This is a genomic window from Pseudoalteromonas sp. S16_S37 (genome assembly GCF_014694405.1).
Taxonomy (GTDB): domain Bacteria; phylum Pseudomonadota; class Gammaproteobacteria; order Enterobacterales; family Alteromonadaceae; genus Pseudoalteromonas.
The window spans coordinates 1-12,760 of the sequence record NZ_JAAUWV010000083.1; the positions used below are offsets into that span (position 1 = coordinate 1).

Genomic DNA, 12,760 nt, shown 5'->3' on the forward strand with positions numbered 1-12,760 from the left:
GCAAGACTATATGGCGGGGCTCCGGCATTTTAAGAAAACCATCACTGACTTGAATTGGCAAAATTTGGATGTTAGTGATGTGTTTGAATTTAAATGATTATTTATGGGGATCCCTCAGGGTAATTGCAATCCCACAAGGTTAGGCACATAACGATAGCCTCCAGAGACTATCATTAAATCACCAAGGGCATGTATTGCAAATAACACCAGCACAGCCACTAAAAAGTAACGATACTTCTGCACGTCTTTGTGACCAAAAACGCTTTGGGCAATTGCCAACCCAGCAACACCTAACTTGGCAGAAAAAACAATAGTGGGAAAGATTGCAACACTCATAGCGACTCTTTATTTGTAAACAAAATTTTGCTTTACCCCTAGCATAACTAGAGTATCTCAACGGGGTTATTAGGCACTAAATTACCTAATACCAATTTTATTAATACATTGATCATTCTAGCGAGCTAAATGACTCATTAACTGCGTTAAATATTTCTCATGTAGAATAACTACATAGCGAAATATTTACCTTGTTTCTAAGCCATTTATCTGTCGTAATATCTGATCACTTATTTAATGTAATTGGTATAATATGTAAAAATGAATCGACTACTTCAAAGGTAAAATCTTGAAATGCAGATTCGCAGCGCGCGTTTACCCCACAGTTCACAAATGCAGTAATACTCACATCGCCCTTAGGAATATAGATATTTTGGGTGTAATAACCAAATTCAGTGCCGCCATGGTGATAAAACGTATTACCCGCTATTTCTTCAACCCATACACCTAGACCATAGCGAAATTTAGACCCTCGATAAAAGCGCGGACCAGATGCAGCGACCAAATGCTGCTCGCCTATCATCTGCTCTCTTACGCGCTCACTGACCACCTTATTACTGCGCACAATTGCCCTGAGTAATTTGGCCATATCGACAACATTGGATGCCAAAGGCGCATCAGATGTGGCTGTTGTACCAATGATTTGTTTCATATCTATCCAGGTATTCATCGGTGTCGGAAAGTCAGGGTCTTCATCATTAATAAAAAAGCCTGAAGCAAGGTCTGGTTGATGTGTTTCAACCCCTTTTGAGTAGCTTGATGTCATACCCAGCGGCGTTAAAATCTGGTTTCTAATTGCGCTTGCAGGATGGGCCTTTAGCACGCTCTCTAGAATAACACCTGTCAGTGCATAACCCGTATTTGAATAAGAAAACCGCTCAGCGGGTTTAAAATCCGCTTCTTGGTTTAGCGCAAAACTCAATGGAAATTCATCGCTGGTCACTTCCTTTTGCTTAGCATACTGGGCTTTAAAAAATGCATAGTCACCCACGTCATTATATTCAATAATGCCACTGGTATGATTAAGCAATTGCCTCAAGGTCATTTTGTCTGAGTGTTGGATCTGAGTAAGTAGTTTTTTGTCTAAATAACGGCTGATTGGTGCATCTAGCTCTAATATTCCTTGCTGGTTGAGCATAGCAACCAACAGTGCTGTGAGTTTTTTCCCAGCACTACCATTGGGGATCACCACCTCGGTTATCATCGGTAGGTTCTTTTCTAAGTCTTGGAACCCAGCGCTCCCTAAAAAATACCCTTGCTGCGATTCAACATAAAGTACAGCTCCGGGTATATACTCTGATACCAGCTCATCTAGCATAGGTTGATATATGGCTTGATAGTTTTGCTTGGTACTCGCTTGAGCACTCACAGCTAATTGCCATAACATCGACAAAACTAGCCAAGTAATAATGGTTATTCCCTTTCTCAAAAATATTTCCTTAAAGTCATTATTTGGTGTTTCAGGCCTGATAAAATCGGCAAATAGCGTCCACAGTAATCGTACCACTTGTAAACAACTTTCCCTATATCACACTCGTTACTTTCCAAGTGAGTACATTTATGCGCGTTACTTCTGGTACTAACGTATTTCGCCAAACTATGAGGTCATTAAATTTAAAGATATGATTTGATGAAGCGGTCACAAAAAAGCACCTTGCAACAGTGTTAAAATACCCGCTGCTAGGTGCTTGCTACCTGTCATTCTAACCTATGGCATAAGCTTAATTTGCTCTACCGTATTGTCGTTAATTAACTTGCTGGAATAAAACAATGGGATGCTCTCATCTGCTGCCCATTGCTGTGCAAGGTTTTGATAAAAAGGGCTGCTTGGGTCGCCCGATTGCCCCGGCGCATTCATTACTCTTGAGTTATCCCACTGACCTACATCAATCACCATACGCCAAGTAGTACCTGCAACGGTAGAAAAGTCTTTCGTTAAGTTATACGCATGCCAATTAGCGTTAACCGTATCCATTGAGCCGCCTCTTTGCAGGTCTTGCCAAGGGTTAAAGTAACTATGATATGCCTCAGGTAACAATGGTGTGAGTGGATGCACTAATCTAGCCGTATGGCTTTGCCCCCAAGGGGTGGTTAAGTTTGCTGAATCTGACGCACATGCCAATAGTGTATTGGTTATCAAACTTACCATCTGCTCCTGAGCAGTTACATTGTCGCTGTTAAAGGCCGCTGCAACCATATCAAGCAACACCGCTTGATCCCCAAAGCTAGACAAATCTGCTAGATAAGGAAATGCCTCGTTTGGCGCAAGCGTGCTAACAATCGTTGGGCGTAAATAGCGATGCCACCATTTACTAAAAAAGTTTGCTTGTGTTGATGAGCGACTCATGTGCTTATCCCACAGTTGCAAGTTTATAAGTAATTGTTGTGCAATCGGATTGGTAATTTTGGCAAGTGGAATGGCCGCCACCAATTCTTTAGCTGGCAGCGACAAAGTATCAGCCTGCAGCGCTAAGCTCTTAGCAATACTGTGATCATTGCTACTCTCTAGTACCTCTGCGATACGACGATAACGATAATCCCCCGCCCACTCATAGCCAATATGAAATGGCATACTACTGGAAAAGTTCATTTCGTTTGCTGAAGCAACCCAGCCTTTTGATGGATTATGCTGATAGGGTAAAAAGTCGATAGGCAGTCGCCAAAACCACTCATACTCGCCATTGCCTGGCACTGGTAATAACCCATCCCAATTGTCACGATAAGGTACATAGCCCGCTGTTTTGAGCGCAATGTTCCCACGAGTATCCGCGTACACATGGTTTTCTGATGGGTTTTTAAACGCCGACAATGCAAAGCGATATTCCCACCAGCTTTGCGCCTTTTGATACTCTAAACTTGCAAGGTAAGGCACCATGCCGGGCTCTAACCAAGCAGCTCGAATGGCATACAATTTTTTGTTGGTATCATCGCGATAAATAACTGGCCCATGTACCGTAAACTCTAACGTTACAACCTCATCAGCCTGCCCTTTTACCGGGATAGACTCAGTTATGGTATCTACTGGTTGCCAGTAATGATGGTATTTATAAGCTTGGCCATCACTTGGGTTAACATCGTAGAAATACAAATCCTCTTGGTCGGCAGAAAATACCGTAAAACCAAATGCTATGTGGCCGTTATGGCCCAATGAAACACCTGGGATATATGGCTCACCTGCGCCAATCACGTTCATAGTATCGGATTTTAAATGTACCGCATAACGCCCTGATGGCACCGTATTCACACGGTGTGGATCAGAGGCCAGTATTGGACGACCCGTTGCCGTTTTAGAAGGCGAAATTGCCCAGTTATTACTGCCCAATTGTCGCTGTGCACTAGCAGCCAATGCTTCACTCTCAACTTGCTGCAGTAAACTTTTGCCTTGTTGTATATTGGCTAAGGTTTTCGATGCGGCTTCAATTTGCTCATCAGAAAATCGCACCCCCGACGTTGCCAAGGTATACAGCTTAAGCACATCATTCGGTAAGGTATCGTAGCTTGCGCCTTTAGGGACACTTGTGGTGTGTTGTGGTTCAAGCTTAACGCGCAGTGCATCTAATTCAAGCGAGAAGTCTCGGATCAATTTAGCCCGTGTTACTTCACTATTAACATTACGACTTAATCCGTGGCTGCGAATTTTTAAAATATCATCCGCGTGCCATTTTAACGGCTGATAGCCAAGTAAAGTAAATTCACTAGGTAAAGGGACACTACCTTCGCTAATTAAATCAATATAATGGTTAATACCTGCAACAAAATGCTCTAGTGCTGATGCGGCATGGTAACCATACTGCCAGCGTTCGTGATCCATATCGCCACGAAATAAAAACAATCGGCTTGCTTTATCTTGCTCGATAAAGGCTGGCCCAAATGCTTGTGACAAAAGGCCTAAGCCCTTTCTTCGCCACAAGTCTATTTGCCACAAGCGTTCTCTGGCGATGTTAAACCCTTGCGCAAAATACACATCATCATCACTGCTTGCACTGATATGAGCGATGCCATATTTGTCAATTTGAATGGTTGCGGGCTTGCTCAGTTGCGCAGCGGTTAGCTCTGTTGTTTTAACTGATGGCTCATCAGCTTTGAGCATAAATGGCAATAAGCCAACTAACATAGACGCAGCAATTTTGGCAACGCGTCTGTGAGAAGCCGTTCCGGAAGCCGTTTGGGATACCCTTCGGGAGCCCCCTTTAAAGATAGGTTGTTTCACTTTGTGTTTCTCCTTAACGAGAATGTTTGTGGTTAAAAAAATAGGTCCTCATTTGACGTACCAATTTAGGTTACATCTGATTTATGAAATTAAAATTTTCATATTACTGATTTTTATTTAACCAACATATTCAACCAAAGTAGGTACAAGGATGTGGAGTTAGCACTGTGCACGTGGCACAAAAGGAGGTCTGTAGGGTTTATTTAATAATACTTACATGATGGGATCGGTCAGAGATTGGTGGTAAAAAGATTTCAATTTTTGTGCATCTTCCAAAAACCAAGTTGTGAGCCAATCATTGTAGATTGGTGCTGCACTTTGACGCGGTAAACGATGATGAACCACTTGCGTTACCAAATTAGCAGCATAAATACCTGACATCACAGCCTTAAGTACACCATGTGAAGACGCGGGGTCCAACACAAAAGCGGCATCGCCAACAACATAGTAACTGTTGCTAGCTAGCATTTTTGCTTTTCTCCAGCTTACATCTGCGCCTTTGCTTAGCCCAACTTTTGATAAGTGTGCCAACACCTTTGGAGGTGAGGTAATATCGTGATGCAATCTTTTATGCAGCTGCCGACGTGCAGCTTTTTGCTCCGTATTAAACATCAAACTATCGAAATAAAGACGCGTCCAGTGAATTGTGTCTTTACTAACTTGCGCATGCCACTGCCATTCATTCTCTAACACTTTGAACTGTGGTTGAGCCAATACATCGCTCGGCTTAGCAATTTTCGCGTAGCCATATCTGGCATACAGTGGTGCGCTGTGATATTCAAGCGCGCTATTTAATTGCTTAGTTAGCCAATGTCGGTGCCCAGATGCGTCAATCACATACTTTGCGTAGATATCACCTTGGCTTGTTGATACTCCCACTACTTCGTCATTATCTGTTAGCACTTGTAATGCTTTACAAGGCTGTAAAACTTTTACGCCAAGTAACTTGGCTTGGTTCAGTAAACATGAGTCCAGCTCCTCTCTTGGGATCTGAAAACCAAGCCACGGTCCGTGTTTATCTTCACCAAATGGTTCAAAAGAGTTATAGCCTCTGTGCCAGTTCCATTGCCCGCTATAGCGCAAATAGTTAGCTGCTAATATCTGTTGCTCTATACCCAATTGTTTAAGCAGTGGTTGAATACCAGGATGCAACGATTCCCCCGGCCTATACCGAGGGAAGCTTTGGGCTTCTATCAAGGTCACATTTAGGCCACCTTGTCGTGCCGTAATGGCTGCAGCACTCCCTGCGGGGCCGCCACCTATTACCAGTACATCAAGGTGTGACATATTAACGAGCCTTGATAAATGCAGCCGTGTTGCCATTACACATCACGGATAACCCAGTTGCTGCGCTGTACAGAGCCATCGCCTAATATAAATCGCACCAGCACATTGTCACCTGCGCCAACAAACACCACCCAGCTTACTCCCACTTGATAACGGGCATAGTGTTTAGTTGCATCGGTCGGGATTGGATGTGACACATTTGATTGTTGATTAAACTGATCATTAAAACCTTCTAGGCGATAAATTGGCCCACTTAGTTCAACCCCTGTCCTTTCTTGCGCTTGTTCAAGCTCCTCAATACCTAGGTTTACCTGCTTAAAAGACACAATATGTGCTGAGTTCTTACTATCTAACATATCGATAGCACGATAGGCTCTGAGCATAACCACGATACGGCGCTTATATTCTTCTAACGTTATTTTGCTGGTTTGCTCAATCGAAAAGAGCCCATCTAATGCGTTACGTGTGTAATCAGCTCTGGGGTAATCAGGGTATTGCACAATGCTGTGCTCCGCATTGCGATCAACATAGTGAGGACCCTTTAAGCCATCCCATGAAGCACCTTGACCAGTACCACTTTCGTCATCGGTAAGCGGCACAACACTACCAGCACTAAAAGGCACACTAAAGAAAGTGCGTGTGGTATCTGGCGCCGCTGCTGGCCAAAATGTACTTAATGCCGCGCACAACTTGGCATCTTCAGGAAATGGGCTACCCAAACCATAAGCAGCAAGATGATTAACGCTACCTTGTGCATTAGTTAATTTATCAAAGCTTGTGTCCCAGCCAGGTGCAAAGATACCCGCTGCACCGTCAGGTAAATAAGTGTTCCGCTTGGGGTGAGCCATCTTTTTAATATCACTGTTCGCATTTACCTCTGTAACTTGCAATTGCGGTATACAGACAATAGCCGACACTGTTTTATCCTCTGGTGCAAATGGACTATCCGGCAGCTGTAAATTTGCAGCAACACGGATATCAGAGAGCGGCAGAGGCTCTGCACGCCATACGTTATCCCAATAGCCATTATCTACTAACCACTGCCACCACTGCGGCAACTTTCCACTGCTTGCCAAGTTTGGTATGTCGTTTTTCCACCAGCTATATACAAATCTCTGCCTTACTTTAGGGAAGAAATCAGGTGCAGATACCAAACTATAAGCACTGACACTCTCAAGCACACTCCCTGCAAATGATAACGGTGCGCCGGTACCCGTTGTCACCTTGGGTGTTACAAAGCCATCCGCGGCATAATCCAAGTAATGTAGTGCTTGGTATCCGCCTTGCTTGGTGATATCAATCACATCTGGGTTGTCTGTTAAGCTGGTGACACTGCCATCGCTGTTAACTTGCTCTCTAACATGCGCATATTCAGGCCAAGGGCGAGCGCCCCCATCACTTTGCATCGCTAAACTCGGTGCAAACGAGTCATAAAAAATACCGCCTGAGGTCATCTTTGGCGCTTCGAATGCAACTAGCCCATCATCGTTGCTTGCGGCACTCACCAGTGGGTGTGCTACAGGTACCAGTACACCATTACCAAAAGAGTCAACATCTCCCCAGTTAGCAAGCAAGTCGGTAACTCGATACGGAGCTTGCTCTAACTCTGCTGGCTGCACATCTGAAAATCCTTCTCGATTAAGCAGCTGTGCAAATTTTTCTAACTTTTGGTTATACAAGCTCACATGTTGCTCAACGTTCAACGTCATGCCATGAATACACTCGTTGCCACTAAACAATTTATGTAGCGGCACCCAAAACTCGTTATGTGAATCGTTAACACGGTCATTAAAGGCTGCTACGGGCCCAAAACGGTCTTGTCGACCTTTAAAGCGCGCAGCAATATAAGGAGAAAAATGGCAAGGTAAAACGCGGATCTGATGGCTATCATCGCCTTGCTCAAACACACTGTAACCGCGCAGCTGAGGTGAATAAACCGCAGCCTGTGTCCCAACCCTTGCAATACCTGTGCGAGAGAAGCACATATCGGCATGCGTGCCATGCACTGTCGCTTGCGCCACACGATACTCTGCACTAAAGCTACATATCGCTATTTCTATCTCAGTGTTATCAGGAAAGCCCATCACACTTCTAGCATGCTGCACAATCGAGTCTAATGTCGCTTCTTCAGCTGCAAATACAAAGTTTTCAACCGCTTCGATTTCTAATCGACTTGGAAATGCTTGTAGCTCAAAACCGTCTGGCTTGGTTAATACATTGGCACTGGCCAAAGCATGATACAGCAAGCTCTCAGCGGGTTTTGCTGGCGTGATCAAATGCTTTCCTTGAGGGTGAAAATCACCAAACCCAGGCATTAACGTATCAATATTTAGTGTTTGGTTTAAGAGTTTGTTTTTCAAATCGTTATCGCTCAGTTGCTCAAGCGTACTGAGGTCAAACTGCGCACCGTGGTGATTAAATAACTCGAGCCAACCTCGATCGGCCGTACATAATCTAACAAGTGCATTTTTTACTTTTTGAATTAATGTCATAACAGTCAGTCCTTGTTATCGTTGGAATACATTGATTAGTAAACTTATGCCAACTCCTACAACCCAAAGCATGCTTAAGAATTAGCATTTAACTACTTTGGCCAACTGCATAATTAACTGAACGTTAATCTAGCCACACACATTGGATAGCCTATTAATGAGCTAACCAGTATTTACGCCTAAGAGATCCTGACCTTCGTTCGGAAGACAAAATGTTTATCTCAGGGTAACGCTGTCTTACAAGTTGGTTTCATCATTCTAAACCCATAATGACATTCTGAACCCATATCGTCATTTCGTCATTTCGTCATTCTGAACTTGTTTCAGAATCTCATCACCTTAAACGAGTGGCACTTAACCAACACAGCGCTTTAAAACATAAAGAATAGGTATAGCAGAAAAACAAGATTTATCAGCATCAGGTTGCTTTGAAAAGAGCGCAGCAGCTATTCTTCATCCCTAGAGTAGGTAACATCGAGAGAGGTTTCTGTTGGTTTACTATTTAGTAATTTACTTTTTGACGCTAATTTATCCATTTCAATTGCACCGTGGTGGGACTGCTTTTAAACCGCTTTAAGTGCTGGTTGCGCAAATGACACGCCCTGCCAACCAAACTTAATAAAGTTTCGAATATTGCCGTGATCGTCACCATTTGGGTTTAGCAATACATCTTGGCGATAAAATCGGCCAAAACAATGCAGCGTTGCTTGCTCGCTCAGCTGATTTAACTGCGCAAACGCCAGTATTTTACAAGACCCAAGATTAGTGCCCGCTTCATTGTGTTGCTCACCATTTGTAAAGGCGACTGGGGTGAAGTGATAGTGACGCTCAATAAGCGCTATGGTCTGTTCAAATTCTATGTTTTGTCCATCTTCATTTTGTTGGGTAAGAAAACGCTCAATCTCTAAATTTGCTCTGTTTGTCATATCGTCACCTACATTGAAAACATCACATTATCACTTTTAGGAACTCAGCATAATCTTTTTCAACTCTGACCTGTGTACTGAGCATTTGCAATGAATTGACCTCCTGTAATATAACCCGCTGTGCTAAACTTAAAAAAGCATATAATTCAGGGAGTAGTAACTAAGAGTGAGCAGAGCAACCCTAAACCAAGATGAAAATTTATCTTTTATAGTTCAATATCAGCTGCTGCCAAAAGAGACTAGCCAACTCGACCTATATTTTTCGATACCTACTGATATGGGTATTGATGAAACAACCCTTAACGAAGTTGATTTTTTTAATGCCAACATAAAAAGCCACTGCGCTTACTACTCCGAACAATTGCACTTACCACTTGTACAAAGCCGTTTCATCAGTCAAAACAAAGGGCAAAAAACAGGCTACCGCCTTAATTTAAATCTATTTTGCTACCAAATCAGAATCGCCTTAGATGCCGATGTGAAAGCCGTATTACAGCTCAAAGAAGCCGATGTGTTTTTCCCTGAGGCAACACTGTTAGTCGAGCAAATACAAGGCTTACTTAAAAAGCTAAGACGTTATACGCCGCCTGATAATAAACTCAAATCCTACTTTCAAAATGCCGACAATTACCTGAGCTGGCACACAGAGCAAGCATTTTTAAAACTTTTGGCAAACGGCCCTAAATCGAGCGACTTTAGCGAAGAGCGCGCCATTATTATCGACTTCTGCCAGCAAGAAAACCAATATCGTGCCGAGCAGTCCTATAATTCGCAGGTGACTTTAGACGATCCCAATCGCATCACCAATAAAATGAAATTGCTCGAACGACTGATTGAATATGGGGTAGTATTTAATAAGCAAACCGTTGACCTTACGCTGAATTTAAAGCGTGTGGTTAAAGGGCTTGTAACGGGCGTGATCATGGCCTTTGTAATGTTTATCGTACTCAATGCCCGCTCAAACTTTCAAGAAGTCACATTGGCTCTTATCGCACTATTGGGAGTTATCTACGGCCTTAGAGAAACCTTCAAAGAGGACTTAACCCAATGGGCCTGGCGAATTATGCAAAGGGGACGTCCAAAGTGGCGAAATAAATTTAAAAGCTCAGTGAGCGACGATATTGTTTGTACGCAAACTATCTGGCTTGAACATATTCGTAAAAGAGACCTACCCAAAGAAGTCATTCAGTTACTTAGACAAAGGCGGCAACAAAACAAACAAGCCGCCAACTTGATGCACTTTTGCAGTAAAAACCACGTTAATCTTAGTGAATTTTTACCCGGATATGACGAATTACAACAACGTATCACCTTTAATATGGCGTCATTTGTTCGTTATCTTAAAAAAGGCGCAGGCAAACTCTACACCTTAGATGGGCAAAAGGTATCAAAAAGGTCGGTAGAGCGTCGCTATCAAATTAATCTGGTGCTGCGTTTTACCAGCAATCAAGAAGTACAGTTAGAACGTTACAAACTCACCATGAACCGCTCAGAAATTGTTGCGATCGAGCTGATGAACGAAGAACCGAATAAATAGAACTGAAGAAAGTCGGTAGCGCTGGAAGTCATTGGCCACGGGATCAGAGTGAATTCTGTTGCACCTAGTGTCACGAATACGCCTCGGATATTAAACCAAGATAGGAGCAAAACCAAAGAACATAAGCTTTTGTCACCACAAGATATTCCAGCAAAAAGATTCGCAGAGCCAAGCGAGATAGCTGAGGTGATTGCGTGGCTCGCGTCAGACTCAAGCAGCTACATTGTTGGTCAAACTATCGTCGTAGATGGTGGTTTGTCATTAAGGTGGTAAACAAAAAGGCTTTGCACCTAATTAAAGTGCAAAGCCTGACATTTAGTTAACTTGAGTTTGAGGCTTATGACTTAAATCAAACCCTTTAAATAGTAGCCACATAGGTAATAAAAACTCAAAAAGCCCACCCGGTATATACATCCAAACACCAGCAAACTTAACACCTAAGAAGCCAAAAATTACTTTCATTAGCAACATTGCATAACCGATTAGCCCTAAGACAGATAACAAGCGTGGAACCATACGATATTTAAACAGCGTTATGTTAAGGAAAAAGCCAGCAATAGATAGTGATAGCATGCCCATTGAAAAGGTAGTGAAACGTTCAGCCTTTAAAGCCGTAGCCATAACATAAAGCTGCTCAGTTTGTGCAAGAGAACCCGCTAGCATTTTTTCACCCATAGTCGTGAGCGTCAATAGAATAACCGCGGCAGGAAGTAGAGCAGCCGCTTCAATCAAACGACCTGACAAATAACCAATCGCAACCCGCTCATTGTATTGTTTAATAATGGGGTAAAGAACCACGGAGATACCAACCACCGCAGCACAATTCACAAACTCAAGTAGTGCACTTAAAGATACTAGAAATCTGTTTTGAGCCACTTGGTTTAGAAAGTCTGGTGCTATTAAAAAACCATGGCTCAACGAGTCTGCAATTGTATACGAGCTTGTTGAGATTAAAAAAAGTATCGCGACTATTCGCGCTGCAAGTTGATTAGACATAATAAAAGCTCCTTAAAGTTATCGTTTTTATCACTGCACACTTGCTTACTGAGCAGTGCTTATCTGTCTTGAGATAAGTCAATTGTCTAGCAGCGCGGCTGTGCTGTCGTCCAAATGGGCCTATTCGAACATTTTATTCATACTTTTTTTAGTAAATTACAAACATGAAAAATTAAAAGCTTAATAATCAACAACATAAAACCAGTAATATCCATGGCTTTTTGGATAATAAAGCTCCAGTGCTACACTGCTTTTAAACTTTAGTGCCTATGCAAACATACTTTTACATCGTGAACCTCGCTACTTCATCATTCTAAATACCAAATAATTGAAGCCGTGCATATGCAAGCACTAAAGAGATAATCAATTGGCTAGCACTCGATCATGGCCCTTTTACCAAACTGGCTATCGTGCTTATCCCACCATCGGTGCTATTAGTCATGTATCTTGCGGTAAGTAAATCACCGCTTATATAAATGCGAGGTCGATAGCGCCCATAAATTCAGTCGCTTCATTCTAAGGGGTTGGTAATCACAACTACAATCAAAGCACACCTATTACTTAGTGTGCTTTTTCATTTAAGTTCGTGGTTATTTAAACTCAAAGTTAACCTGTACAGGGTAATGGTCTGATAGCTCGTTGTAATAGCCATCATGGTAATAGCGGCCACTGCTTAAGTTCCAGCTCCCTTTCAAATAACTCCAATACCAACTACCGTTTGCTTTAGGGTATCGAACAGTGATCTGCTCTAATCATACAGGACACTTTGATAATGGAATATAATCCAAATATCGAGGTGTAAAATGACAAAAAGAACAAATAGAAGTTATCCGGCAGAGTTTAAGCAAGAAGCAGTGGCATTGGTCACTGAACAAGGTTATAGCGTTGCGAAGGCAGCAGCATCCTTGGGGATCACTGATAAGTTACTATACAACTGGAAAGCCAAGTTTGAAGCAGAGCAATCTGGAACAAGCTT

At 42.7% G+C, this 12,760-nt stretch carries 10 protein-coding genes; 3 read left to right on the forward strand and 7 right to left on the reverse strand.

Annotation, left to right across the window (positions count from 1 at the left end; all coding sequences use genetic code 11):
- Nucleotides 1–114 precede the first annotated feature (114 nt).
- The 6 genes from HC733_RS20700 to HC733_RS20725 all read right to left on the reverse strand — a co-directional run bounded on the left by HC733_RS20700 (nucleotide 115) and on the right by HC733_RS20725 (nucleotide 9,251).
- Nucleotides 115–336, reverse strand: a complete 222-nt coding sequence (locus HC733_RS20700) for a hypothetical protein (RefSeq protein WP_190366879.1) — start codon at nucleotides 334–336, stop codon at nucleotides 115–117.
- A gap of 226 nt (nucleotides 337–562) precedes the next feature.
- Nucleotides 563–1,765, reverse strand: coding sequence for a serine hydrolase domain-containing protein (locus HC733_RS20705; protein WP_190366880.1), 1,203 nt, complete (start codon nucleotides 1,763–1,765; stop codon nucleotides 563–565).
- 279 nt (nucleotides 1,766–2,044) lie between these two features.
- A complete protein-coding gene (locus HC733_RS20710; protein ID WP_190366881.1) occupies nucleotides 2,045–4,546 on the reverse strand; it encodes a penicillin acylase family protein in 2,502 nt (833 codons plus the stop codon).
- A gap of 213 nt (nucleotides 4,547–4,759) precedes the next feature.
- Nucleotides 4,760–5,833, reverse strand: a complete 1,074-nt coding sequence (locus HC733_RS20715) for an NAD(P)/FAD-dependent oxidoreductase (protein ID WP_190366882.1) — start codon at nucleotides 5,831–5,833, stop codon at nucleotides 4,760–4,762.
- A 35-nt stretch (nucleotides 5,834–5,868) separates the two neighbouring features.
- Nucleotides 5,869–8,325 (reverse strand): hypothetical protein, encoded by a 2,457-nt coding sequence (locus tag HC733_RS20720; protein ID WP_190366883.1) that lies wholly within the window; start codon nucleotides 8,323–8,325, stop codon nucleotides 5,869–5,871.
- A gap of 563 nt (nucleotides 8,326–8,888) precedes the next feature.
- Nucleotides 8,889–9,251, reverse strand: a complete 363-nt coding sequence (locus tag HC733_RS20725; protein WP_190366884.1) for a HopJ type III effector protein — start codon at nucleotides 9,249–9,251, stop codon at nucleotides 8,889–8,891.
- 166 nt (nucleotides 9,252–9,417) lie between these two features.
- On the opposite strand from HC733_RS20725, the gene HC733_RS20730 reads away from it, so the two are divergent.
- Together HC733_RS20730 and HC733_RS20735 are read left to right on the forward strand one after the other, a co-directional pair.
- Nucleotides 9,418–10,788: a hypothetical protein gene (locus tag HC733_RS20730; RefSeq protein WP_190366885.1), complete on the forward strand. Its 1,371-nt coding sequence runs from the start codon at nucleotides 9,418–9,420 to the stop codon at nucleotides 10,786–10,788.
- A gap of 21 nt (nucleotides 10,789–10,809) precedes the next feature.
- The gene (locus tag HC733_RS20735; RefSeq protein WP_238937646.1) at nucleotides 10,810–11,061 is read left to right on the forward strand and encodes an SDR family oxidoreductase; all 252 of its coding nucleotides are present in this window, start codon (nucleotides 10,810–10,812) and stop codon (nucleotides 11,059–11,061) included.
- A gap of 42 nt (nucleotides 11,062–11,103) precedes the next feature.
- Here HC733_RS20735 and HC733_RS20740 read toward each other — a convergent pair whose 3' ends face one another.
- Nucleotides 11,104–11,784 carry a DUF4386 domain-containing protein gene (locus HC733_RS20740; RefSeq protein WP_190366887.1) on the reverse strand — a complete coding sequence of 227 codons (681 nt, stop codon included), beginning with the start codon at nucleotides 11,782–11,784 and terminating at the stop codon, nucleotides 11,104–11,106.
- Between the two features lie 803 nt (nucleotides 11,785–12,587).
- Here HC733_RS20740 and HC733_RS20745 point away from each other — a divergent pair.
- On the forward strand, nucleotides 12,588–12,760 hold a 173-nt coding region (locus HC733_RS20745), incomplete at its 3' end, for a transposase (protein ID WP_190366809.1).